General features: G+C 45.7%; 23 protein-coding genes. 17 read left to right on the top strand and 6 right to left on the bottom strand.

What is annotated here, in order from left to right:
- Positions 1–134: 134 nt before the first annotated feature.
- From Q7Q81_RS08260 to Q7Q81_RS08235, 6 genes are all read left to right on the top strand, one after another.
- Positions 135–839 (top strand): hypothetical protein, encoded by a 705-nt coding sequence (locus tag Q7Q81_RS08260; RefSeq protein WP_298880547.1) that lies wholly within the window; start codon positions 135–137, stop codon positions 837–839.
- Positions 840–880: 41 nt separating this feature from the next.
- The gene (locus Q7Q81_RS08255) at positions 881–1,366 is read left to right on the top strand and encodes a PepSY domain-containing protein (protein WP_304222168.1); all 486 of its coding nucleotides are present in this window, start codon (positions 881–883) and stop codon (positions 1,364–1,366) included.
- Positions 1,367–1,530: 164 nt separating this feature from the next.
- Positions 1,531–2,637 (top strand): redox-regulated ATPase YchF, encoded by a 1,107-nt coding sequence (ychF, locus tag Q7Q81_RS08250; RefSeq protein ID WP_304275200.1) that lies wholly within the window; start codon positions 1,531–1,533, stop codon positions 2,635–2,637.
- A 175-nt stretch (positions 2,638–2,812) separates the two neighbouring features.
- Entirely contained in the window at positions 2,813–3,574 is a 762-nt protein-coding gene (locus Q7Q81_RS08245; protein ID WP_021719853.1) for a ParA family protein, read from the top strand.
- A complete protein-coding gene (locus tag Q7Q81_RS08240) occupies positions 3,567–4,559 on the top strand; it encodes a ParB/RepB/Spo0J family partition protein (protein WP_293692750.1) in 993 nt (330 codons plus the stop codon). The genes Q7Q81_RS08245 and Q7Q81_RS08240 overlap by 8 nt, the downstream gene beginning before the upstream one ends.
- Before the next feature lie 94 nt (positions 4,560–4,653).
- Complete coding sequence (locus Q7Q81_RS08235; protein WP_304275197.1) at positions 4,654–5,130, top strand: DUF4446 family protein; 477 nt, start codon at positions 4,654–4,656, stop codon at positions 5,128–5,130.
- Positions 5,131–5,205: 75 nt separating this feature from the next.
- Here the strand turns inward: Q7Q81_RS08235 and Q7Q81_RS08230 are convergent, their stop codons facing one another.
- Complete coding sequence (locus tag Q7Q81_RS08230) at positions 5,206–5,619, bottom strand: hypothetical protein (RefSeq protein ID WP_021719850.1); 414 nt, start codon at positions 5,617–5,619, stop codon at positions 5,206–5,208.
- 365 nt (positions 5,620–5,984) lie between these two features.
- Here Q7Q81_RS08230 and Q7Q81_RS08225 point away from each other — a divergent pair, with 365 nt between their 5' ends.
- From Q7Q81_RS08225 to Q7Q81_RS08185, 9 genes are all read left to right on the top strand, one after another.
- Positions 5,985–7,157 carry an ABC transporter substrate-binding protein gene (locus Q7Q81_RS08225; RefSeq protein ID WP_304075653.1) on the top strand — a complete coding sequence of 391 codons (1,173 nt, stop codon included), beginning with the start codon at positions 5,985–5,987 and terminating at the stop codon, positions 7,155–7,157.
- A 161-nt stretch (positions 7,158–7,318) separates the two neighbouring features.
- Complete coding sequence (locus Q7Q81_RS08220; RefSeq protein ID WP_299824291.1) at positions 7,319–8,494, top strand: ABC transporter substrate-binding protein; 1,176 nt, start codon at positions 7,319–7,321, stop codon at positions 8,492–8,494.
- 125 nt (positions 8,495–8,619) lie between these two features.
- A complete protein-coding gene (locus Q7Q81_RS08215) occupies positions 8,620–9,510 on the top strand; it encodes a branched-chain amino acid ABC transporter permease (protein WP_021719847.1) in 891 nt (296 codons plus the stop codon).
- An 11-nt stretch (positions 9,511–9,521) separates the two neighbouring features.
- Complete coding sequence (locus tag Q7Q81_RS08210) at positions 9,522–10,481, top strand: branched-chain amino acid ABC transporter permease (protein WP_009145530.1); 960 nt, start codon at positions 9,522–9,524, stop codon at positions 10,479–10,481.
- Positions 10,456–11,229: an ABC transporter ATP-binding protein gene (locus tag Q7Q81_RS08205; protein ID WP_303680565.1), complete on the top strand. Its 774-nt coding sequence runs from the start codon at positions 10,456–10,458 to the stop codon at positions 11,227–11,229. Before Q7Q81_RS08210 ends, Q7Q81_RS08205 begins: the two co-directional genes overlap by 26 nt.
- On the top strand, positions 11,229–11,933 hold the full coding sequence (locus Q7Q81_RS08200; RefSeq protein WP_009145532.1) for an ABC transporter ATP-binding protein: 705 nt from the start codon (positions 11,229–11,231) through the stop codon (positions 11,931–11,933). The genes Q7Q81_RS08205 and Q7Q81_RS08200 overlap by 1 nt, the downstream gene beginning before the upstream one ends.
- 104 nt (positions 11,934–12,037) lie before the next feature.
- Positions 12,038–12,697 (top strand): CBS domain-containing protein, encoded by a 660-nt coding sequence (locus tag Q7Q81_RS08195; protein ID WP_009145533.1) that lies wholly within the window; start codon positions 12,038–12,040, stop codon positions 12,695–12,697.
- Positions 12,697–12,903, top strand: coding sequence for a DUF951 domain-containing protein (locus Q7Q81_RS08190; protein WP_009145534.1), 207 nt, complete (start codon positions 12,697–12,699; stop codon positions 12,901–12,903). The genes Q7Q81_RS08195 and Q7Q81_RS08190 overlap by 1 nt, the downstream gene beginning before the upstream one ends.
- Positions 12,904–13,109: 206 nt before the next feature.
- Positions 13,110–14,339: an ATP-binding protein gene (locus tag Q7Q81_RS08185; protein ID WP_304275193.1), complete on the top strand. Its 1,230-nt coding sequence runs from the start codon at positions 13,110–13,112 to the stop codon at positions 14,337–14,339.
- A 225-nt stretch (positions 14,340–14,564) separates the two neighbouring features.
- Here the strand turns inward: Q7Q81_RS08185 and Q7Q81_RS08180 are convergent, their stop codons facing one another.
- A complete protein-coding gene (locus tag Q7Q81_RS08180) occupies positions 14,565–15,737 on the bottom strand; it encodes an MFS transporter (RefSeq protein WP_304275191.1) in 1,173 nt (390 codons plus the stop codon).
- 413 nt (positions 15,738–16,150) lie between these two features.
- Here Q7Q81_RS08180 and Q7Q81_RS08175 point away from each other — a divergent pair, with 413 nt between their 5' ends.
- The gene (locus Q7Q81_RS08175; RefSeq protein ID WP_367279478.1) at positions 16,151–17,647 is read left to right on the top strand and encodes a flotillin family protein; all 1,497 of its coding nucleotides are present in this window, start codon (positions 16,151–16,153) and stop codon (positions 17,645–17,647) included.
- Between the two features lie 69 nt (positions 17,648–17,716).
- Complete coding sequence (locus tag Q7Q81_RS08170) at positions 17,717–18,145, top strand: DUF523 domain-containing protein (RefSeq protein ID WP_304275188.1); 429 nt, start codon at positions 17,717–17,719, stop codon at positions 18,143–18,145.
- 82 nt (positions 18,146–18,227) lie between these two features.
- Here Q7Q81_RS08170 and bioF read toward each other — a convergent pair whose 3' ends face one another.
- The 4 genes from bioF to bioD all read right to left on the bottom strand — a co-directional run bounded on the left by bioF (position 18,228) and on the right by bioD (position 23,044).
- Complete coding sequence (gene bioF, locus Q7Q81_RS08165; protein ID WP_304275185.1) at positions 18,228–20,129, bottom strand: 8-amino-7-oxononanoate synthase; 1,902 nt, start codon at positions 20,127–20,129, stop codon at positions 18,228–18,230.
- A gap of 210 nt (positions 20,130–20,339) precedes the next feature.
- Positions 20,340–20,825 carry a hypothetical protein gene (locus tag Q7Q81_RS08160; RefSeq protein ID WP_304275183.1) on the bottom strand — a complete coding sequence of 162 codons (486 nt, stop codon included), beginning with the start codon at positions 20,823–20,825 and terminating at the stop codon, positions 20,340–20,342.
- A gap of 11 nt (positions 20,826–20,836) precedes the next feature.
- The gene (gene bioA, locus Q7Q81_RS08155) at positions 20,837–22,192 is read right to left on the bottom strand and encodes an adenosylmethionine--8-amino-7-oxononanoate transaminase (protein WP_304275180.1); all 1,356 of its coding nucleotides are present in this window, start codon (positions 22,190–22,192) and stop codon (positions 20,837–20,839) included.
- A 168-nt stretch (positions 22,193–22,360) separates the two neighbouring features.
- A complete protein-coding gene (gene bioD, locus Q7Q81_RS08150; RefSeq protein ID WP_304275178.1) occupies positions 22,361–23,044 on the bottom strand; it encodes a dethiobiotin synthase in 684 nt (227 codons plus the stop codon).
- Positions 23,045–23,248: the final 204 nt, after the last annotated feature.

The following is a 23,248-nucleotide window of genomic DNA, read 5'->3' as shown; positions in this document are numbered from 1 at the left end:
GTTGGGGTATTGACTTAATCCAAGTCAATACCCCAACACTTATTATAGAACCAAAAATCACAAAAAATTTACTTATTTACGCAGGCATTAACATGATATAATATTAGTAGTACTATACATACGAGGTGAATTGCATGAAAACATCTTTGAGAACCTTATTTTTGACTTTTGTTTTTACGATGCTTTGCACAGCAATGGCTTTTGCCTATAATCCCGGTCAGCGTACCATCCATCTGTTGGGTGAAACCTTGAACAGTGACAAGCATCCTGTACATCTGGTTGTAACCCAGACGATTGATATGCGTGAGGTGCTGACGCCTGAAGCCTATGCCAAGCTGCCGACTGCACAGCAAAAGCGCACCAACCGTACGGAATATAATGAAGCCAATGGCATTAACGCCGAGCGCATCACTACTACCGATGGTGACGGCAAGGTAATCAAGGATACCGTTTCCTTTGTGAAGAACGGTTATTGGTACACTATTGACTATCTCAATAAAAATTATGACAGAGTTCCTGAGCTGCCGGGCATGAGCATGCCCTTTGCCGAAACCCTGATCAGCTGGTTCAATGTACGTCCACAGGGTGGTAATGATGCAGTTACCGGCTATGATTATGACAAGATGACCAAGGGCACCAACAGCCTGAATTTCTATTATGCAAAGGATACAGCTGACTGGAAGGGCTACGAAGTAAGTTATCTGCCTATCTTTAAGGTGCTTGAGGTTTCCAATACCGTGGATGAGGCAACTGCCTTTGCTCTGCCGCCTGCAGATTTCAAGGCTGTGGCAAATCCTTCTATGCGTGCTTACGCTAACAGACTTTTGGAAAGACAGTAAGTCTGGTAAGCTGATTATATTTTTTCAAAGGGGGAATACCAATGTTTAAAAAATTATTAGTTTTGCTTTCTATGCTGGCTGCGCTGGCAATGAGCGCAGTAGCTTTTGCTGCACCTGCTAAAAGCCATCAGCAGATGGTTATTGATGCTGCACGTGCCGAGGTTCCTGCTGCTGCTGTATTTTATGGCTACAAGGAAGAAGACGGCGAAGCTGTTCTGAACTTCCGCGATAATGATAATTATCTGGAATACGAGGTAGAGGTTATTCTGGCAACTACCAAAGTTAAGGAAGTAGAAATTAAAGGCAGCAATATTGCCGGCAGCACGATGATGGTAAAAACTCCTGAGGATATCAGACAAATCGTTCTGGAAGCATATCCCGATGCAAGAAATATTGTTATCAAAACCGAAAAAGAAGGCAACAATGTACATTATGATGTAGAGTTCATTACTGCAAGATATAAAGTAGAAGCTGACATGAACCCGGTAACCGGTGCATTTGCCAAGAGAGAGCTGGAATATTTCTAAGCTTTTGCTGAATTTTTAGAGGCAGTCTGCGGACTGTCTCTTTTTTATCCTGCGGAAGAGTGCCATTTTGCGTCAAAACATTGCATATCAAAGCATATTATTGTAAAATATATTAGATACAGAGTTTTTAACGCACTAAATATATATGACGAGGAGCGATTTACGTGAGTACAAATTTAGAAGTCGGTATCGTTGGCCTGCCTAACGTAGGCAAAAGTACCCTATTTAATGCTATTACCAAAGCTGGCGCAGAAGCAGCAAACTATCCCTTCTGCACAATCGAACCTAATGTAGGCGTTGTTGATGTGCCTGATAAACGCTTAGATGTTCTGAGCGATATGTTTAAATCCAAAAAGATTGTTCCGGCAGCTATGCGCTTTGTAGATATTGCCGGTCTGGTAAAGGGCGCAAGCAAGGGCGAAGGCCTGGGCAATAAGTTCCTGTCCCACATCCGTGAGGTAGACGCTGTTGCCGAGGTTGTACGCTGCTTTGAGGATGGCAACATCACCCACGTTGAGGGCAGCATTGATCCTCTGCGTGATATTGATATCATCAACACCGAGCTGTGCCTGGCTGATATGGAAACTGTTGAAAAACGTCAGGAGCGCCTGGTTAAGCTGGCAAAAACCGGCGATAAAAAGGTTAAGCTGGAGCAGGCTATAATGGAAAAGGTTATGGCCGGCCTGTCTGATGGTGTGCCGGCACGCCGCCTGGGCCTGAGCGAGGAAGAGCAGGAATTCCTGGGCGAGCTGCATCTGCTGACCATGAAACCGGTTCTGTACATTACCAATGTTGCCGAGGGCGAGGTTGCCGATCCGTCCGGTAATGAGCATGTACAGGCTGTAAAGAAATATGCTGAGGAAGAAAATGCTGAGGTTATCGTTGTTTCCGCTAAGATGGAAAGCGAAGTTGCCGAGCTTCCGGAAGAAGAGGCTAAGGAATATCTGGAAATGGCAGGCCTGGAGGAAACCGGTCTGGACCGCCTGATTAAAGCAGGCTTCAAGCTGCTTGGCCTGATGACCTTCCTGACTGCGGGCGAAATGGAATCCCGTGCCTGGACTATTAAGCTGAACACTAAGGCTCCGCAGGCAGCAGGCAAAATCCATACTGACTTTGAGCGTGGCTTTATCCGTGCGGAAATCGTTTCCTTTGATGATCTGGTAGCCTGCGGCAGCAAGGCTGCAGCACGTGAAAAAGGCCTGGTTCGCCTGGAGGGCAAGGATTACGTTATGCAGGATGGCGACGTTGTTGAGTTCCGCTTCAACGTATAATTTATAACAGTGTAATATGCAACCTGAGCGCAGCAAGCGAAAGCGAGCTGCGCTTTTTGATGTCAGGATGTGCTGCAGCAGCGTACAAAATTAAATAAACAAAAATTCTTTTCCCATGAGCACGTAAAGTGTGATAAAATAAAATAGATATACTATGACTACGAGGTGAAGCAAATTGGTAAAGGTAATTGCTATTGCCAACCAGAAGGGTGGTGTTGGCAAGACTACTACGGCGGTAAATCTGGCTGCATGCCTGGCGGCGTTGGAACGCAAGGTACTTTTGATTGACAGTGATCCGCAGGGAAATGCTACCAGCGGCTTTGGCTTTGATAAACGTGATATTAAGCAATGCATTTATGATGCGATTATCAGTGAAGTACCCATGCAGGATGTAATTAAGCACACAGCCTATAAAGGACTGGACCTGGTGCCTGCTACTATCCAGCTTGCCGGTGCGGAAATAGAGCTTGTTTCGCTGATGAACCGTGAAGGACGTTTGAAAAACTCTCTGGAAAGAGTAAAGCATAATTATGATTACGTTATCATTGATTGTCCGCCGTCACTGGGCCTGCTGACAATCAACGGCCTGACTGCTGCCAGCTCGGTGATGATTCCTATTCAGTGCGAATTTTATGCACTGGAGGGTGTTACTATGCTGATGAACACGATTCAGCTGGTACAGCGTAACCTGAATCCGGCTTTGAAGCTGGAGGGTGTGCTGATGACTATGTATGACAGCAGAACGAATCTGTCGCAGGATGTTGTGAATGAGGTGCAGAAGTACTTCAAGACCAAGATGTACCAGACGATTATCCCGCGTAACGTGCGCTTGAGTGAAGCACCTAGCCACGGACAGCCGGTTATCGACTATGACAGCAAATCTAAAGGTGCGCAGGTGTATATGGACTTTGCGCGTGAGGTGATTGAGGATGAGTAAGAAGGGCGGCTTAGGCAAAGGCCTGGGCGCAATTTTCGGCGAAAATACCAGTCCTGCCGTAGAAAAGGCGCAGGAGCCTGCAAGTGCTGCACAGGAGCTGCTTATTAAAAATATCGCAGCGAATCCGTATCAGCCGCGCTGCAACTTTGATGAAGAAAAGCTGCAGGAGCTGGCTGCTTCTATTAAGGAGTTTGGCGTTGTTCAGCCGGTAGTGGTGCGCAAAAAGGGCAGAAGCTACGAGCTGGTGGCAGGCGAACGCCGTCTGCGTGCCGCAGGCTTAGCCGGACTTACCAAGGTGCCTGCTATCGTTAAGGATTATGACGATGCCAAGATGATGGAAATCGCGCTGATTGAAAATATTCAGCGCCATGACCTGAACCCGATTGAAGAAGCGCAGGGCTTGCGCCGCCTGATGCAGGAATTTAAGCTGACGCAGGAGCAGACTGCCGAAAAGGTAGGCCGCAGCCGCAGTGCCGTGACTAATATTCTGCGCCTTCTGAACCTGCCGGAGCAGGTTCAGAAGCAAATTATTAATGGCGTGCTGACGATGGGCCAGGCTAAGCAGCTTTTGGGACTGCCGAAGCCGGAGCAGATGTGCGAGGTGGCGGAAGCGATTATTGCCAATGGCTGGAGCTCACGTATGACCGAAGAGGTTGTGCGTAAACTGAAGGAAGGCAAGAAGCTGAAGATTGTCCGTGAGCTTATTGAGGAAGAAGCTAAAAATAAGGATAATAAGGAAAAGAAACCTAAGCGTGAGCCTACCGAGAATGATATTTTCTGCCATGACTTTGAACAGCGTCTGGTAGAGTTTTTGGGTACTAAGGTTAAGGTTGTGCCTAAGCTGGATGAGCAGGGACGCCAGGGTGGTACTATTCACATTGAATATTATTCTGCTGAGGACCTGGAGCGCATCTATGAGGTACTGCAGCAGGGACGCCATGAGGAAAAACCGCTTAACGGCGAGCCTAAGCGTCTGAATGTGTGATTTCAGAAGGTTTTTACAGTAAAAAATATGAAAAAAGCCGGGCTTATAAGCGCCGGCCGATTAGATAATCTTTGGTATGAGGGGGCTTTTATTGATGGAACAGGCCAATCTTTTGGTTAATACACATTCGGCAGCAATTATTATTGTGCTGCTGCTTATTGTGTTGGTTGCGTTGGGTATGTGCTTCAGTCTGCAGGGCAGATTGAATAAGCTGCAAAAAAAATATGACTTCTTTACTCAGGGCAAGGAAGCAAACATTGACGTTGTGCTGACAGACACGCTGCAGGAGCTACGTGCGGTGCGGAATGAGCTGGCAGTTTTGCAGGACGAGCATCAGAAGCTGCATACACAGGTGCAGAACTGTCTGCAGAATGTTAAGATTGTGCGTTACGATGCCTTTGACGCTATGGGCGGCGAAATGAGTTATTCTTTGCTGCTTACGGATGCTAATAATAAGGGTATTATTCTTACCAGCATTTACGGCAGAGAAGAAAGCCGCTGCTTTGCCAAGGATATTGATAACGGTAAGTCCAGCTATCCGCTGGCAGAGGAAGAGCAAAGACTCTTGTAATTTAAATAGTGATAGTGTAAGAAAATCCCGACAGGTTGCTGTCGGGATTTTTAGTTTCTATTTTAAATTATGTCTTTATGCACCTTCGAATAGCCTCAGCAGAATAAACATACTCTCGCCGAAGCAGAGGTAGCGCACCCAGGTGCGGGGATAGACAAAGCCTTCCTCGTCCTCGTCATAGGCACCGCTGATACGGGCGTGAATAGCGAGCGATTCCAGTGCTGCAATCACAAGCAGCAGAAAACCTGGAGTCCAGGTATTGTCGTGCAGCATCAGCCAGATGCAGTATAACAGGAAGAATACATCCAGCAGAAAGTAAATTATAAAGGTGGTGGCACTGCCGTCGATAATAATGACCTGCTTGCGGCCGGGGTTGGCACGGCGCTCATCTAAGATTCGGGAAAAGCGTTGCAGCAGATAGGCGATTCTGCGGGAATGAATGAAATGAAACATGCGCACGCACAAGAAAAATAAAGCAATAAAGTTCATAAATACCTCTCGTTCTATAAATAGTCTTGCCTGTATTTGTAAAGCAAGTAATTCTTATGCATTATATTATACACTATCTGCAGGCAGAGTGCTATAAAGGCAGCAAGAATACACAAAAGCTACAAAGTTTATTTGGAAGATACAAAAATACTAAAACAGCAAACGCAAAAATTGAAAACATAAAAAATGTATCAGTTTATGTGTAAAAATATCATGTATACAATGAACATGAAAAAATTCGTTGACAAAAGTGTAATACAACAGCTATAATTGGTTACATAAAGTTGCTGGGATAGTGGTTGAATCTGAGAACACTCCCGGTACTGTGTCTTATATTTTATTTTTAAGGGAAAGAAGGACTCAAAATGAAAAAATGGAAGAAATTAGCATCTGCAGCTATGGCTGCTATGATGTGCGCCGCATTGCTCACTGGCTGTGGCGGAGAAAAGAAACAAGCTGATACCGGAGATACTATTAAGGTTGGCGCAGCATTCGAATTAACCGGTAATGTTGCTAACTATGGTAAATCTATTAACGAGGGTTTTAAGCTGGCTGTAGACGAGCTTAATAAAAACGGCGGCGTGAACGGTAAAAAAATCAGCGTAGTTGAAAGCGATAACAAATCCGAGCCGGCTGAATCCGGTAATGCTGTAACTAAGCTGATTACCCAAGATAAAGTAGTTGCTGTTGTCGGACCTGCAACCAGCGGTTGCGTAAACGCTGCAACTCCTATTACTACTGCAAATAAGATTCCTCAAATTGCTCCGGCTGCTACCGCACCGAGCATTACCGTAGAAAACGGCAAGGTAAAGGATTTCGTATTCCGTGCCTGCTTTATCGACCCGTTCCAAGGTCAGGTAATGGCAGTATTTGCCGATAAAACTCTGAAGGTTAAAAACGTAGCTATTTTCTACGATTCCTCCAGTGACTATTCCAAAGGCTTAGCAGAGGTATTCCAAAAAACCTTGGAAGGCAAAGGCGGTAAAATTGTTGCTAAGGAAGCTTTCCTGGCTAAAGATGTTGACTTCAAATCTGCTCTGACTAAACTTAAAGCATCCAATCCGGAAGCAATTTACGTTCCCGGTTACTATGAAGAAGTTTCCAAGATTATCAAACAAGCTCGCGAAATCGGCATTACCTGCCCGATGCTGGGCTCCGATGGCTGGGAAAGCCCGAAACTTGCTGAAATCGCCGGTAAAGATGCTCTGAAGGGCTGCTACTATGTAAGTGCCTTCAATGCTAAAGACGAAGACAAATCTGTTCAGGACTTCATCAAGAAATTCAAAGAGAAATATCAAAAAGATCCCGATATCTTCGCAATGCAGGGCTACAATGCAGGCCTGATTCTGGCAGATGCTCTGAAACGTGCAGGCACCACTGATGGCACTAAGCTGGCTAAAGCAATTGCTGAAACCAAAGACCTGCCGGTTGCAAGCGGCAAGCTCACCTTTGATGCTAACCACAACCCGGTAATGCCTGCTCTGATTATCGGTCTGGAATCCGGTACTCCGACTCTGGTTGAAAAAATCAGCCTGTAATTGCTAACAAAAAAATAAACATAAAAAATTCTACAAGTAAATATCAGAAAGCATAACAAGACTTCTATTCCATGGATTATTTATTAAGTTAGACCGGGCGCGTCTAATCGATGCGCCCTCTATAAAAATATTTTTTATTTATTTCTGAGGGGGAATAAACCATGAAAAGAGTAACAAAATTGTTATCTGTACTAGCAGCCGGCGCTATGTTTATGAGCGCGCTGACCGGTTGCGGAGGTGGCTCTAAAGGAGCTGACGGCGATACCATTAAGGTAGGCGGCTTGCTGGAAATGACCGGCGGCAGCGCATCCTTCGGTATTTCCGGTAAAAACGGCATCGACCTGGCACTGAAAAAAATAAATGAAAAAGGTGTGCTGGGCGGCAAAAAACTTTCTTTAGTTGTTGCTGATACCAAATCTGAAGCCTCTGAAGCAACTAACGGTATGCAAAAGCTGATTTCTCAGGATAAGGTTGTAGCAGTAATCGGTCCTAACCAATCCTCTGCTGTAATCGCATCCGGTGCAATCAATAACGGTGCTAAGGTTGTAGATATTACACCTATGGGCACTAACCCGGACGTTACTGTTGATCCTAAAACTAAACAGGTTAAACCCTACAGCTTCCGTACCTGCTTTATTGATCCGTTCCAGGGTACTGTAATGGCAAGCTTTGCTTCTAATGAACTTAAAGTGAAGAGGGCTGCTATCTATATCGATAATACAAGTGACTATGCTAAAGGTCTGGCACAGTTCTTCAAAGAGAACTTTGTTAAAAACGGCGGTCAGGTTGTAATTGAAGAAGCTTATCTGCAAAAAGATACCGACTTCAAATCTACTTTGACCAAAATCAAAGCTGCAAAACCTGATTTCATCTACATCCCCGGTTATTACCAAGAGGTTGGCCTGATTGTTAAACAAGCTCGTGAGATGGGCATCAACGTTCCTATGGCAGGCGGCGACGGCTGGGATAGCGCTAAGCTTCCTGAAATTGCCGGCAAAGCTGCTCTGGAAAACACCTTCTTCTCCAGCCTGTATTCTCCGGACGATACCTCTGATCTGAACAAAGACTTCGTAGCTGAATACAAAAAAGCTTACAACACCAACCCGGATGTATTTGCAGCATTGGCATATGATTCCACTCTGCTGGTTGCTAAAGCAATCGAAGACGCAGGCAGTGCCGATCCGGCTAAAATTGCTGAAGCAATGGCTAAGATTAAAGGCTTCAAGGGTGTATCCGGTGAAGTAACCTTTAACGAAGAGCACAACCCGATCAAGAGTGCTGTAATTATCGAACATAAAGATGGCAAACAAACCTTTAAAACTAAAGTTAATCCCTGATAGTTTACATTAGTAGTTAATCTGATTAAATCAACGAGGCTGTTGTTTTGCGTAGCAACAGCCTTTTCCTTTAAGTAAGCGTGTCCCGCTTACACAAATCTTTGAAATCTCTAGGGAGGTAAATTATGGAGACTTTTATCCATCAGTTTTTTCAGCAGCTGATAAATGGTGTATCTCTCGGCAGTATCTACGCATTGATCGCCTTGGGTTATACCATGATCTACGGCATCATTAAGCTGATAAACTTTGCTCATGGCGATATTTATATGTTGGGTGCCTATTTTGGCTTCTTCGCTACTACCCAATTAGGCTTGCCGTTCATTCCGGCAATTCTTTTCTCGATGGCAGGCGCTGCTATCGCAGGTATTATTATTGAACGTGTTGCATACCGCCCCATGCGTAATGCACCGCGTATCGCAATTTTGATTACTGCAATCGGCGTATCCTTCTTCCTAGAATACAGCATGATTCTGCTGGTTTCTCCGCAGCCGAGAACCTTCCCCGCTGTATTCGGCGCTACAGTATATCACCTTGGACCACTGGTTGCTAACAGTCAGCAGATTGTTATCCTGTTGAGCGCTATTATCCTGATGGCAGTTCTTACCTACATCGTAAATAAAACAAAAGCCGGCAAGGCTATGCGTGCTGTATCCTATGATGCTGACGCTGCAAGGCTGATGGGCATCAACATTGACCGTGTAATTTCCACTACCTTTGCGCTTGGCAGTGCTTTGGCAGCAGCAGGCGGCGTGCTGGTAGGTGTTTACTATAACTCTATTGACCCGCTGATGGGCATGATGCCCGGTCTTAAAGCCTTCGTTGCCGCAGTTCTCGGCGGTATCGGTATTATCCCCGGTGCTATGATCGGCGGTATTATCCTGGGCGTTGTAGAAGCAATGGTCAGCGGCTTTATTTCCTCTACCTTCCGTGATGCGGCAGCATTCGGTATTTTGATTATCATCTTACTTTATAAACCTTCCGGCTTATTAGGCAAGAATGTTCGTGAGAAAGTCTGAGGTGACATGGTATGAATGCAATTAGAAAATTTGATTTAAAAGCCATTGTTGCCTGCGTTATCGTTTTTGGTATCGTACAAGGTCTGCTCTTTGGCGAAATCATCGGTCCCTTCTGGGAGCTGAACATTATCCTTATCTGCATCAACATTATTCTTGCAGTCAGCTTAAACCTGATTAACGGTTATACCGGTCAGTTCTCTATCGGTCATGCCGGCTTTATGGCAGTCGGTGCTTATACCAGTGCTATTATGACGGTTAAGCTGGGTATGCCCTTTGAGGCAGGTCTGGTTGTAGCAACCTTGGCTGCCGGCCTGTTAGGCTTTTTGATTGGCCTGCCGACGCTGCGTCTTGATGGTGACTATCTGGCAATCGCAACCTTGGGCTTAGGCGAAATTATCCGTATCTGCATCCTGAACATTGATTATGTCGGCGGTGCTTCCGGTTTGATGGGCATTCCCCGTATGACCAATTTCGCGTATACCTTCTGGATTATGATAGCAATCATCTTCTTTATCAAAAACTTTAAAAACTCTTCCTATGGCCGTTGCTGCCTGGCAATCCGTGAAAACGAAATTGCGGCAGATACCATGGGTATCAACACTACTAAATATAAAGTAATGGCTTTCACCTTCGGTGCTGCTTTTGCCGGTACTGCAGGCGCACTTTTCAGCCACTACTTCTTCCTGGCGCATCCTGCGTCCTTCACCTTCATGCGTTCCTTTGATATTCTGACCATGGTTGTTTTGGGCGGTCTTGGCTCTATGACCGGTGCTATTACCGGTGCAACACTGTTGACCTTCATTTCCGCTTACTTGTCAGATTACCCGGAATGGCGTATGATTATCTATTCTGTTACCATGATTATCCTGATGCTGTATCGTCCGCAAGGCTTGTTTGGCAGCAAGGAATTGAGCTTGAAAATGTTTAAATTAGGAGGTAAGGACAATGGCAGAACTGCTGAAGGTAGATAATGTATCCATGGTTTTCGGCGGCCTGCGTGCCGTTTCCAATCTTTCCATGCATATCGACGAGGGAGAACTGATTGGCCTTATCGGTCCTAACGGCGCCGGCAAGACAACAGCCTTCAACATGATTACCGGTGTATATACACCGACAGAAGGCAAGGTATATTTTAACGGTCAGCAAAGCAGCGGTAAAAAATCTTACCAGGTTACGCAGATGGGCATGGCGCGTACATTCCAGAATATCCGTCTGTTCTCTGAGCTGAGCGTTATCGACAATGTAAAAATTGCTTATAATATGCACGTAACCTATAATCTGGCTGATGCTATCGTCCGTGATGGCAAATATCTCAGCGAAGAAGAATTCATTACACAAAAGGCTCTTGATTTGCTGAAAATCTTCCATCTGGAAGAAGAAGCACATGAGGTAGCCAAAAACCTGCCTTATGGCAAGCAACGTCGTCTGGAAATTGCGCGTGCTTTGGCTACCGAACCGAAGCTGCTGCTGCTGGACGAGCCTGCTGCCGGCATGAACCCGCAGGAAACCAAAGAGCTGATGGAAATGATTCGCTGGATTCGTAAGGAATTCAATCTTTCCATCCTGCTGATTGAGCATGATATGGGCTTGGTAATGGGTGTCTGCGAGCGTATTTACGTACTGGAATACGGCATGAAGATTGCCGAAGGTACTCCGGAAGAAATCAAACACAACAAGCGCGTTATTGAAGCATACTTGGGCGAGGAGGTTATCAACTGATGTTAACTGTTGAAGATATCAATGTATATTATGGCGCGATTCACGCTATCAAAGGTATCAGCCTCGATGTTCCAGATGGTGAAATCGTAGCGCTGATTGGTTCAAATGGTGCCGGTAAATCTACCACATTGCGCACCATTTCCGGTCTGATGAAACCGAAGACCGGTAAAATCTTATATGAAGGTCATGATATTGCCGGTGTACCGGCGCATAAAATTGTCGGCATGGGCTTGTGTCAGGTTCCTGAGGGCCGTCATGTTTTTGCCAATATGACTGTTCTGGAAAACCTGGAGTTGGGCGCTTATCTGCGTAAGGATAAGGATGGAATTGCCAAGGACATGGATGATGTCTTTAAAAAATTCCCGCGTCTGTTGGAACGTAAGGACCAGCTTTCCGGTACGCTTTCCGGTGGCGAGCAGCAGATGCTGGCTATGGGCCGTGCGCTGATGAGCCGTCCGAAGCTGCTGCTGTTGGACGAGCCTTCTATGGGTCTTGCCCCCTTGCTTGTAAAGGAAATTTTTAATATAATAAAGGAAATCAACGAGAGCGGTACTACCGTTCTGTTGGTTGAACAGAACGCTAATATGGCGTTGTCCATCGCTGATAAGGCATACGTTCTGGAAACAGGACGTATTACTCTGAGCGGTACAGCTAAGGAGCTGGCAAGCAGCGAGGCTGTTCGCAAAGCATATCTCGGCGGCTGATTAATATATAAATATAAATGCGTCGGGTTGCTTTATAGTTGCCTTAAAGTGAAATGATTATATTAAAATGATTGTGTTCTATAGTCAAAGGAGGTAAAACTCATATGTTAGTAAAAGATATTATGACTGAACCTGTTGTTACCATACGTGAGGATCAATCCATTTTGGAAGCACGCGAAATTATGCGTGGCAAAAGACTTATCAGCCTGCCGGTTGTAGATGATATGCAACGCGTACGCGGCATTATTACCAGTGATGATATCGGCAAAGCTTCTCCCAGTGACAGCAGCACCCTTTCCCGTTATGAGGCTAATTATCTGCTGGGACGTCTGAAGGTTAAAGACGTTATGAAACGTAGCGTTATCAGCGTTGAGGCAGATGATACTATCGAATATGTTGCCTACAAGCTGTATAAATACAAAGTTAACGCTCTGCCGGTTGTTAACCAAGAGAATAAGCTTTGCGGTATCGTTTCCCGCAGTGATATCTTCCGTTCTATCGTAGAAATTATGGGCATGAACCGCAACTGCCTGCGTATTACTATCGAAGCACCTGATAAGGTTGGTGTTGTTGCGGAAATTTCCAACATTATGAAGGAAGACGGCATTAATATTATTTCTCTGGTTACGAAGCAAAATGGTGATGGTACTGCTGAAGTTACCATTCGTGCCGCTCTCAATAATAATGGTATGGATATCATTGAGCAAATCCGTGAAGCCGGCTATGAGGTCAGCGACGTAATGACTTTGGACGGTATTGAATAATGCTTTCCGGTAAGGATGTTAATGTAGGCGATATCGTCAAAATGAAAAAAGCTCATCCCTGTGGCAGTGATGAGTGGGAAATTACCCGTACGGGTATGGACTTTGGTATGAAATGCTGCGGCTGCGGGCATTTTGTGATGCTGGCGCGTACCAAGTTCGAAAAGGCTGCTAAGGCGGTTGTGAAAAGCGCTGCAGCAGAAAAGTAAATAAACAGATAAAGAGAACGCTCTCTTGCTATCGGTGGGTAGTAGGGGAGCGTTTTTAGGTGCGCTGATAGGGGATTAACTAAAATTTTCTGACTTCTACGTCTGAAACTCTATAAAAATACAAAGTTTCCGACTTGCAAGTCTGGAATTTTGACGTTTTAGCCGAGATAAGCTATAATATAAGTAGAAAGATAGGAGGTGCGCTGATGGAAAAGCTTATTGAACGTCCGAATTACTTGAATCAGTTAATTGAAAATAAAGATGTTGATCTGGTTAAGGTGGTTACAGGTATTCGTCGCTGCGGCAAATCGTCTTTGATGACTTTGTTTCACAATTACCTGGTTGCTAATGGTGTTGAGGAACAGCAGATTATACATATGAATCTGGAATCCTTGAAATATAGGCATCTGCAGGATTATCTGGCCTTTTATGATTTTGTTAGTGAAAAAATTTCTGAAAATAAAAGAGCTTATTTGCTTTTCGATGAAGTGCAGTCAGTTAGGCATTGGGAGAAGGCGATTGAATCATTCAGACTGGATTATGATGTTGATATCTATATTACCGGCTCGAATGCTTATCTGCTATCTAGTGAGCTTTCTACTTTGTTATCAGGACGATATGTAGAAATACGTATGCTGCCATTATCCTTTAAGGAGTTTTTGTGCTTTTACAAATTTCAAGAGAAGGTATCGTTAGATGAACAATTTCAAGAATATCTCAAATATGGTGGAATGCCAATTTTAAGGGAATATAATTTTAACGAGGTTCGTATGAATCAGGCGTTAGAGGGTATTTATTCTACAATTATTTTGCGAGATATTTTGCAGCGTAATACAGGCGTAGAACAGCTTACATTGGAAAAGGTTGTACGTTTTTTGTGTTCTAATATTGGCAGTATAACATCACCTAATAATATCGGTAATATTTTGTCGCATGAAGGTGACTTGCAGAATCCTAAAGGAAAAAATATTGCGGGTAAGACAATCGAAAAATATATAAGTCTTTTACAAAATGCCTTCTTTACGTATGCAGTAGGCAGGTATGATATTAAAGGGAAACAGCTGCTAAAAACATTAGGCAAGAACTATCTTTGTGATATGGGTTTTCGTAATATGCTTTTAGGTTATCGTGATGCGGATAGAGGACATATTCTGGAGAATATTGTTTTTTTAGAATTGCTTAGAAGAGATTACCATGTTTATATTGGGAAGGTAGGCGATACGGAAATAGATTTTGTTGCAGAAAAGCCTACGCAAAAGCTTTATATTCAGGTAACAGAAAGCATTGTTGCACCAGAAACTCGTGCGCGTGAGCTGCGACCTTTGCAGATGGTAGGCGATAATTACGAGAAATTACTCTTATCTATGGATAAAAGCTTTATTCAGTCTTATGATGGCATAAAAGCAGTCAATATAATTGACTGGCTATTGGCATAAGCCTCTCAAATTTTCCGACTTTTATGTCCGAAACACGTTGAAAACACAAAGTTTCCGACTTATACGTCCAAAACTCTCTAAAAACACAAAGTTTCCGACTTGCGAGTTTGAAACTTAATGAATCCGCCAAGTTTTAGGAAAATAATTCCCAAAACTTTTGCAATCAAAAACGAGCAGGCTTTAGTGTTGGTACTAAAACCGGCTCATTTTGATATATGACGCATTTTACATTTTCAGCTTGCAGAAAACGGACTTGGCAATTCCTGCTTCAATGACAAGCAATAAGGCAACCAGTTCAAACACCGCGCTGATATTGATACAGTGGGCGACAAAGCCTAAAAGTGCGGGACCTAGAATAACACCTGTATAACCTAAACTGGTTACGGAAGTTACCGCAGCGCTGATAGGCATGTCCTTTTGGTATTTCAAAAGTGAATAAAACACAGGGACAATGTTGGCACAACCAAGGCCGATGAGAATGAAGGCGAAGGCATTGAGATACAGGTTATCTAAAATAACTACGAGCGCAAAGCCTGCTGCCGTGACGATGCTGCCGCCGATAACAGCTTTTTGTTCGCCTAAAAATTGTACAGTTTTATCGCCTAAAAGACGCATGATGAGCATAGCAACGGAAAAGATAGCGTAACCTGTGCCTGCCAACGCTATATCCATATTTTTCACTTCGGTGAGCAGTACGCCGCTCCAATCCATAACTGCACCTTCAACAAGGAAGGAAATGCAGGCGAGAATGCCTAAAACGATAACAATGCCGCGTGGGATAGCAAAGGCCTTTTCGCCGCCGGGGCTTTTATAATCCAGTAAGTGGCGGCCGAAAACTGCCAGCAACGCTAAAACAATAGCACAGTGCAGTGTGGCGATGAGCGTTACGTTTAAGCCTGAAGATGCCAGTACGCTGAAAAGACCTGCGCTGGCAAAGCAGCCGATACTCCAAAAGGCATGCATACCGCTAAGCAGTCTGCGGCCGGCAAGCTTTTCCACAATAACGGCATTGGTGTTCATGCTGACATCCGTTGCGCCCATGACTGCCCCAAAGAATGCAAGCGCAATGGCATAGCTCCAGATGTTTGGCAGGCAAGAAAGCAGCACGGAAATTAGTGCCATCAGCGTTGCACCTGTGATGACGACTTTTTTGCAGCCAAAGCGTTGTACGAGTGCGCCGGCTAAAGGCATAAAGATAAAAGCGCTGATACCGATGCACAGAAGCAAAAGGCCAAGTACATCCGCTTCAAGGTTCAGGCGTGCTTTGACCATAGGAATCATCGGTGCCCAGGTGGAAATGACGAAGCCTGGCAGGAAAAAGGCTACGCGCGCTGCATTGATTTCTTTGTTGCCGACAGAAATATTTTGTAAAGTATTTTCGGGTTTGTTGATTTGCATTGTTAAAAACTCCTTTCGTTACATAAGTAGCTATGAGAGCTTTTATGGGTTGAATGTTGCCATAATTTATCTAAAAAAGCGGGATGAAATTCGTTTGAATCCTATCCCACTTCAATAGCTTGAGCGCTACAATTCCTCTGATAAATTATGATGATTTTACCACGAGCATATTTTGTTGTCAACGTAAGGTATTTAATTGTTGACATAGAACATATTTTGATGTGTTTGTGAATTGTTGCTCTACCTAACTTAGCAAGACCGCAAAGCTTTGAAGAAGCTTCCCAAAACTTTTTTGATTGTTGGATTAAATGCTGTAAAAAGGTTATCCTGTTTTTGTCACAGACTTTTAAAGCATTGTGCTAATGTTCAAAATGCAACAAATAATTTCCTTGTCTTTCATGATTGCCTATGCTATGATTTACTTAAAGCGTTTAGATGATAAAGGGGGAATTATTTTGACTTACGGAATTGTTTTTCTCGTTATTATTTTTCTGGTTTTATTTATTATTGCGGCTAAGACCTGTTATGTAAAGGCACCGCCAAACGTGGCTTATATCATTTCCGGTATTACGAAGAATCCGCGTATCCTTATCGGTATCGGCGGCTTTAAAATTCCGTTGCTGGAGCGAGTGGATATGCTGTATCTGGGGCAGATGTCCGTTGATATCAAAACCAGCCAAAGCGTTCCGACCAATGACTTTATCAACGTTAAGGTTGATGCGGTTGCCAAGATTATTGTTGATAAGGAAAACGGTATTTATCTGGCAGCGCGCAACTTTTTAAATATGGAGCCGGCGGATATTACGCGCAGCCTGCAGGATTCTCTTGAAGGTAATATGCGTGAAATTATCGGTACGCTGGATTTGAAGAAGATTAACGTTGACCGTGATTCCTTCTCTGATGAAGTGCTGAAAAAGGCTGCCAAGGACATGGAAAAGCTGGGTATCAGCATTCTGAGCTGTAACATTCAGAACGTAGTTGACGATAACGGTCTGATTGTTGATTTGGGCGCAGATAATACGGCGAAAATCCGCAAGGATGCATCTATCAGCAAGGCTGTTGCCGAGCGTGATGTGGCTATTGCCGAGGCTGCGGCCAAGAAAGAGGCTAATGATGCACAGGTGCATGCTGATTTAGCGATTGCACAGCGTCAGAATGAGCTTTCTATTGCCAAGAGCGAACTGAAGCGTACTGCCGATATTAAAAAGGCAGAGGCAGATGCTGCTTATGCAATTCAACAGCAGGAGCAGCAAAAGTCTATTGAGGTGGCAACTGTAAACGCACAGATTGCTAAGGCTGAGCGCGAAGCTGACCTGAAAAAGCAGGAGGTACTGGTTAAAGAGCAAATCCTGGCTGCTACTATTCAGAAGCAGGCGGATGCCGACAAGTACAGAGTCGAACAGGATGCTTTGGCTGAACAGGCTAAGAGGCAGCGTGAAGCAGAGGCGCAAAGATATGCTATGGAGCAGGAGGCTGCCGCTATTAAAGCCAAGGGCGATGCGGAGGCTTATGCTATCAGAGTAAAGGGTGAAGCAGAGGCCGCTGCGATTAAGGCAAAGGGCGAAGCAGAGGCTGCTGCTATGGATAAGAAGGCCGAGGCTATGAAGAAATATGGTCAGGCTGCAATGGCTCAGATGGCGATTGAGGTTCTGCCGCAGGTTGCTAAAGAGGTTGCTGCTCCGCTCAGTAAGGTGGACAAGATTACGCTTTACGGTGAAGGCGGTATGGGCAGTCTTTCCGGCAATGTTCCTTCCGTAATGGCGAAGGTTTTCGATACGGTGAAGAGTGCTACCGGCATTGACCTGCAGGAGATTGCTAAGGGTGAAACCTACGATGCTAAGGTCAATAAGAACATCAGCATTGACGGCAAGCTGCCGGAAATTCCTGTAGAAATCAGTAAGGAAGAATAAACATGAAAATAAGCTGTTAGCATCAGGTATGTTAGCAGCTTATTTTTACAGTAACGGAGGAATGTTTCTTTGAAGATTCTCGTGAGTGCCTGCTTATTAGGCGAAAACTGTAAATATAACGGCGGTAATAACTTAAATCAAAGCGTATTGGATTTTATCGAAGGTCATGAGGTTATCGGCGTTTGTCCGGAGCAATTGGGTGGACTTTCTACGCCACGCTTACCGGCAGAAATTGTTGACGGTGTTGTGACGAACAAGGAAGGCGTCAGCGTGGATGCAGAGTTTCGCAAGGGAGCGCAGACAGCGTTGGCAGTTGCTTTGGAGAAAAAGGTGGATTTGGCAATCCTGCAGTCGCGCAGTCCCAGCTGTGGTGTAAAGGAAATTTATGACGGTAGCTTCAGCGGTAAGAAGATAAAAGGGCAGGGCGTGTTCGCCAAGTTACTTTCTGCACGTGGAATTAAGGTGCTTGATGCCGAGGATGTGGCTGAGCATAAATAACAGTGCCTGAAAAAGTTGGTTTATAAAAATTAAAAGGCAAGGTCTTAGGAGGTTTGTTTCCTAGGCCTTGCCTTTTTGTGCGTTATTTTTTATACTTTCTGATTGCTGCACCAATCAGCTTCGCTGTCTGCGACAGCTCCGCTTCGGTATGCGTTGCCATGAGGGCAACGCGCAGGCGCGCAGTACCCTTTGCTACCGTCGGGTAGCGGATGGCGGGGGCGAGCACGCCGCTTGCCAGCAGCTCATCTGCAACCTGCAGAGCGGACTTCTCATCGCCAATGATAATAGGAATGATGGCGGTGGGTGAGTAAGCTTCTACGCCTTCGGTATGCAGAGCGTTTAAGAAAAACTCAACGTTATGCTGCAGCTTTTGCGCACGTTGCGGTTCTTCCTCCAGCACTTCTGTAGCTCGCAGCGCAGCGGCGAGCGTTGCAGGAGTTTGGGAGGTGGCAAAGATAAAGCTGCGTGCTTTGTTCTTGAGATATTCGATAATTACCTTGCTGGCGCAGGCGTAACCGCCTTCCGCGCCAAGTGCTTTGCTGAGCGTACCCATGAGAATATCCGGGCGGACGCTATTGCCGAAATGCTCAACGGTACCGTGACCGGTTTTGCCGATAACGCCGGTGGCATGTGCTTCGTCAATCATCGTGAGCAGATGATACTTTTGGCCGAGTGCGACGAGAGCAGGCAGGTCGACGATATCACCGTCCATGCTGAAAACCGCGTCACTGACAATCAATCCTCTGCTGCAGGGAGTAGCTAGGATTTTCGCTTCCAGGTCCTGCATATCATTGTGATTATAGACAACGATGCGCGCTTTGGAAAGACGTGCGCCGTCGATGATGCTGGCGTGGTTATATTCGTCGCTGAAGATAACGCTTTCGCTGTTGCAAAGGGCGGAAATAATGCCGACGTTGGCCATGTAACCTGTGTTGAAGACCAGTGCTGCTTCTGTACCCTTGAACTGTGCCAGCTTGCTTTCGAGTGCTTCGTGCAGTGCGGTATTGCCGGTAGTAAGACGGCTGCCGCCACTGCCTGCGCCCCATTGAAGCGCAGCTTCGGCAGCGGCTTGCTTAACGCGGGCATCTGCTGCTAAATCAAGATAGCTGTTGGAGGCGAGCATCAAAACCTTGCGTCCCTGCATTTCAACGTATTTACTTTGCTCGCTGTCCATGGTGCGCAAAGAGCGGTAAAGATTCTGTTCTTTAAGCTGTTTTAATTCGTCAGCAAAAATCTGCTCCGGATTTGGATTAGCAGGCTTTTCAACGGGCAGTCCGCGTACAAGCACACGTTGTTTTTCCAGGTAATAGATAGCATCTTCGGCTTTAGCCTTGGTGCTGTCAAAAATAAAAACTCGACCACCGTGCGGATTGCCCATTTCCTTCATCGGCATGAGGCGTACATAACCATGCTTTAAGGATGCAAGGTAGCCGACGAGGTAATCGGGATCATCGGAAAGGCACAGCTCGGCGATGATGCCGGGGGCGTTAACAACCTTAGTGGCCAGTACGATGGCCTCGCGGAAGTGGTTTTTGCTGCTGCAGTTGCTCGCCGCGCCTTCGGCATCCATATAGGTTACGCGGATGCCTCGCTCATGGTCGGGTTCAAGTCTGGATTTTGTGGCGACGTCATAGAGAACTGCACCGCGCATAGGATGGTTGTGACGCAGAAGGTCGATTAATGCATCTGCCTTGGCTTTTAGTCCCAGCTCGCAGAGCATTTCCTTCATGATTTTATAGGTTTCTTCTACCGTGTCGGCAGGACGTTTGCTGACGGGCAGAGCGTCGAGGTATTGCAGCTTTTCCGGTGCGACCTCTTCCATTTTGACGTTGATGAAGTCTGCTCGGCCAAGGCCGTGGTGCAGAGCGCGTTCGGTAAGGGCGCTGACAGCGTTGCTGATATCGGGTTGCAGGATAATGCGTTCTGCGCCGCTGACATGTAAATCACCTTTGGATGCGCGCATTTTGATGCTGTATAAAGGCATAGGGAATCTCCTTTGTGTTTTGAATTCTGTGTTTGGCAAAATTAGCTGATGAAAAGCCTCTCCTTGGGGAGAGGTGGCATCGCTTAGCGATGACGGAGAGGGGTGTGCAAAACTTCACGTTATTCTTTAGCGCAAAGAATACAGACCCCTCTCAGTCGCCCTGACGGGCGCCAGCTCTCCCTAAGGAGAGCCTCTTTTTGCTGTTATTTATCAGCCTTTGAGCAAAGCAACCTTGGTAAGTAGCTGTTTTGCGGGCTTATAAAATGCACCGGCGGCAACTGCGGTAAAAATCATACCAGGGAAGGCTGCGGCGGTGAGTACCATCCAGTTTACACCGGTAACCTGCCACAGTACGAGGCGGGCAGCGAAGGTTCCGAGCGGTCCGCTGACAACAACGGTAAGCAGGTTGGTTCCGAGCAGGGCCATGGTGCCACCGGCAACAACGCGGAATACCATCTGTACAAGCACGTTGATGATGTTGTGCATTCCGAGCATCATACCGAGCATACTTGCAAGGATACCTGCGATAATGTAGCGTTTAAAGCCGAAGCAGGCGCAGATGAGTACGGCGATTGGTGCAGATAACTGGAATTCGCCACCGGCAATTGGCGAAGGGATTTTAAAAGAACCTGAAATCAGAATCAAGACACCTAATAAAGCGATAGTAGTCAGCTCTTTCATACTCAAATCTTTCATTTATTCGCTCCTTATTTTAAAACCTCATCCATGGATTGTTTAGCCAGTGCTATAGCCTTATCCAGATCTTTATTTTCGATATTCAGCGGCGGGTTGAAGTAGATGACGTTGCCCAAAGGACGCAGCAGCAGGCCGTGGGTAAGTGCTTTTTTGTAAATTTCGTAGCCTATACGCAGGTCGCCGTCGAAGCCGATTTTCTTATCCTTATCGGTAACAAGCTCCATAGCGTTAATCAGGCCGATGTGACGGATTTCGCCGATGTTTTTATGAGCGCCGAAGGTATCCATGAGTGCATTATGGAAGTAGGTTGCTTTTTCGGCAGCATGCTCAAGAATTTTTTCTTCCTTCATAATCTTGAGTACAGCGAGGGCGGTTGCGCAACCGATAGGGTTGCCGGCATAGGTGTGGCTGTGCATGAATTGCTTGCCTTTGTTGTAATCATCATAGAAAGCATCATAAATTTTATCGGTGGTGCAGACAATAGCCATCGGCAGGTAACCGCCGGTGAGTGCTTTACTGATGGTCATGATATCTGGGGTGATACCGGCATGGTTGCAGGCGAACATTTTGCCTGTTCTGCCGAAGCCGGTAGCAATTTCGTCGGCAATCAAAAGTACGCCGTATTCATCACAGAGCTTACGCAGTTTTTGCAAGTAGAGAGGCGGATAGATACGCATGCCTGCGCAGCCTTGTACGATAGGCTCAACGATGATAGCAGCGGTTTCATTGGCATACTTAGCAAATGCTTCTTCTGCAAATTTGAAGCATTCGCATTGGCAGTGCTCGCGGTCTTTAGCAAACGGGCAGCGGTAGCAGTCAGGTGCCTTTACATGGATGTTGTTCATCATCATGGGTTTATACATTTGTGCGAACAGGTCCATGCTGCCTACGGACAGAGCGCCGATGGTTTCGCCGTGATAGCCTTCGCTGAGGCACATGAAGCGCTGTTTTTCCGGATGACCGGTCTGCAGCTGATATTGGAAAGCAATCTTCAGTGCGATTTCTACGGAAGAGGAGCCGTTATCGGCAAAGTTGAATTTGTTCAAGCCTTTGGGGAGAACTTCGGTAAGCTCTTCGCAAAGCTTGATAGCAGGCTCGTGGGTGAAGTTAACGAAGATAACGTGCTCTAATTGTTCAATCTGCTCTTTGATGGCAGCGTTGATTTTGGGATTGCAGTGACCTAAGAGGTTGCACCACCAGCTGCTGATGATGTCGAGATATTCGGTGCCGTCGGCTGCGTAAAGGTAGGGGCCTTTAGCGTGGTCAACGATGATAGGACGTAAGGTTTCGTAGTCCTTCATTTGGGAACAGGGATGCCAGATGTGGGCTAAATCTCTTTTTTGTAAATCTGCTACTCTATCATTCATTTTTTCTTCCTCCTGAGTTTTGTGTCATTATTGTTTATTCCCCCTTCCGCCTCACGTTGTTCGCCACCTTCCCCGTAGGGGCAGGCAAGAGCGTGTAATTGAGACTTTCTTGGGTCCCCATTGGGGGAACTGTCGAGCTTTAGCGAGACTAAAGGGGGCTGTTAATTTTTATTTATATAATCCTTTAAGTACTTCTACATCAATATCCAGTTCACTGGCGTTCGGCGGTACGCAGGCAAGTACGGGGACCGCTGTAATTTCTTCCATCATACGCTTGTTGTCGGCTTGCATGAAGTTGCTGCCGTCGTAGTTGTTGAGGATGATGCCGCGGACGGGAATGTTTTTCTGTTTGAGGTAGGAGATGGTCAGTACGCAGTTATTGATGGAACCGAGCGCTGCGTTGGAGATTACCAGTACACCTAAATCAAGCTTTTTGATGATGTCCTCGAGCAGGATATGCTCTTCATCCCAACGGATGGGGCAGATGATGCCGCCGCTGCCTTCCATGGTAACGTAATCATATTTGGCGAGAGATGCCTGATAGTCAGCCTCAATCTTTTCCATTTCTACGGGATTGCCTTCGCGCAGTGCTGCCAGATGCGGGGAAACTGCTTCCTTATAAATGTAGGAAACAAGGTTTTCCGGTTTTTCCGGGATGTTGGCGGTTTTAGCAACAAAGGCTGCGTCACCCGGCAGCCAGGTGCCGTCAGGCTGTTCTTCAGCGCCGCTCAGTGCTGCTTTGTAATAGCCTGCGTTGATGCCTGCATCGCTTAAGCGTTTAACAAGCAGGCCGGTAACATATGTTTTACCGATATCTGTTCCGATTGCTGTAATGAAAAGACCTTTACTCATAATTTTCACCTTCGTAATGTATTTTGGTTAACTTAAGATTCTATGTGGTTAACTTTACTATAGCTTAAGTATACGCTGTGGAAATTTTAATGTCAACCTAGCAAAATAGTATGGTTAACCATGAGGGCTGAGCATAAAAAAAGACTGACAGCTATATTTTGTGGTTATAGCTGTCAATCTATGCTTATCTTGTGGTTAACGATG

The sequence above is a fragment of the Phascolarctobacterium succinatutens genome, from assembly GCF_958453765.1.
Taxonomy (GTDB): domain Bacteria; phylum Bacillota; class Negativicutes; order Acidaminococcales; family Acidaminococcaceae; genus Phascolarctobacterium_A; species Phascolarctobacterium_A succinatutens_B.
This window is presented reverse-complemented; position numbering and strand designations above follow the sequence as displayed.

Excerpts from the sequence above, each read along its gene's own strand:
- Q7Q81_RS08260 (WP_298880547.1), top strand. The coding sequence starts at position 135 with ATGAAAACATCTTTGAGAACCTTATTTTTGACTTTTGTTTTTACGATG.
- Q7Q81_RS08255 (WP_304222168.1), top strand. The coding sequence starts at position 881 with ATGTTTAAAAAATTATTAGTTTTGCTTTCTATGCTGGCTGCGCTGGCA.
- Q7Q81_RS08240 (WP_293692750.1), top strand. The coding sequence starts at position 3,567 with ATGAGTAAGAAGGGCGGCTTAGGCAAAGGCCTGGGCGCAATTTTCGGC.
- Q7Q81_RS08235 (WP_304275197.1), top strand. The coding sequence starts at position 4,654 with ATGGAACAGGCCAATCTTTTGGTTAATACACATTCGGCAGCAATTATT.
- Q7Q81_RS08230 (WP_021719850.1), bottom strand. The coding sequence starts at position 5,619 with ATGAACTTTATTGCTTTATTTTTCTTGTGCGTGCGCATGTTTCATTTC.
- Q7Q81_RS08225 (WP_304075653.1), top strand. The coding sequence starts at position 5,985 with ATGAAAAAATGGAAGAAATTAGCATCTGCAGCTATGGCTGCTATGATG.
- Q7Q81_RS08220 (WP_299824291.1), top strand. The coding sequence starts at position 7,319 with ATGAAAAGAGTAACAAAATTGTTATCTGTACTAGCAGCCGGCGCTATG.
- Q7Q81_RS08215 (WP_021719847.1), top strand. The coding sequence starts at position 8,620 with ATGGAGACTTTTATCCATCAGTTTTTTCAGCAGCTGATAAATGGTGTA.
- Q7Q81_RS08210 (WP_009145530.1), top strand. The coding sequence starts at position 9,522 with ATGAATGCAATTAGAAAATTTGATTTAAAAGCCATTGTTGCCTGCGTT.
- Q7Q81_RS08205 (WP_303680565.1), top strand. The coding sequence starts at position 10,456 with ATGGCAGAACTGCTGAAGGTAGATAATGTATCCATGGTTTTCGGCGGC.
- Q7Q81_RS08200 (WP_009145532.1), top strand. The coding sequence starts at position 11,229 with ATGTTAACTGTTGAAGATATCAATGTATATTATGGCGCGATTCACGCT.
- Q7Q81_RS08195 (WP_009145533.1), top strand. The coding sequence starts at position 12,038 with ATGTTAGTAAAAGATATTATGACTGAACCTGTTGTTACCATACGTGAG.
- Q7Q81_RS08190 (WP_009145534.1), top strand. The coding sequence starts at position 12,697 with ATGCTTTCCGGTAAGGATGTTAATGTAGGCGATATCGTCAAAATGAAA.
- Q7Q81_RS08185 (WP_304275193.1), top strand. The coding sequence starts at position 13,110 with ATGGAAAAGCTTATTGAACGTCCGAATTACTTGAATCAGTTAATTGAA.
- Q7Q81_RS08180 (WP_304275191.1), bottom strand. The coding sequence starts at position 15,737 with ATGCAAATCAACAAACCCGAAAATACTTTACAAAATATTTCTGTCGGC.
- Q7Q81_RS08175 (WP_367279478.1), top strand. The coding sequence starts at position 16,151 with ATGATTTACTTAAAGCGTTTAGATGATAAAGGGGGAATTATTTTGACT.
- bioF (WP_304275185.1), bottom strand. The coding sequence starts at position 20,129 with ATGCCTTTATACAGCATCAAAATGCGCGCATCCAAAGGTGATTTACAT.
- Q7Q81_RS08160 (WP_304275183.1), bottom strand. The coding sequence starts at position 20,825 with ATGAAAGATTTGAGTATGAAAGAGCTGACTACTATCGCTTTATTAGGT.
- bioA (WP_304275180.1), bottom strand. The coding sequence starts at position 22,192 with ATGAATGATAGAGTAGCAGATTTACAAAAAAGAGATTTAGCCCACATC.
- bioD (WP_304275178.1), bottom strand. The coding sequence starts at position 23,044 with ATGAGTAAAGGTCTTTTCATTACAGCAATCGGAACAGATATCGGTAAA.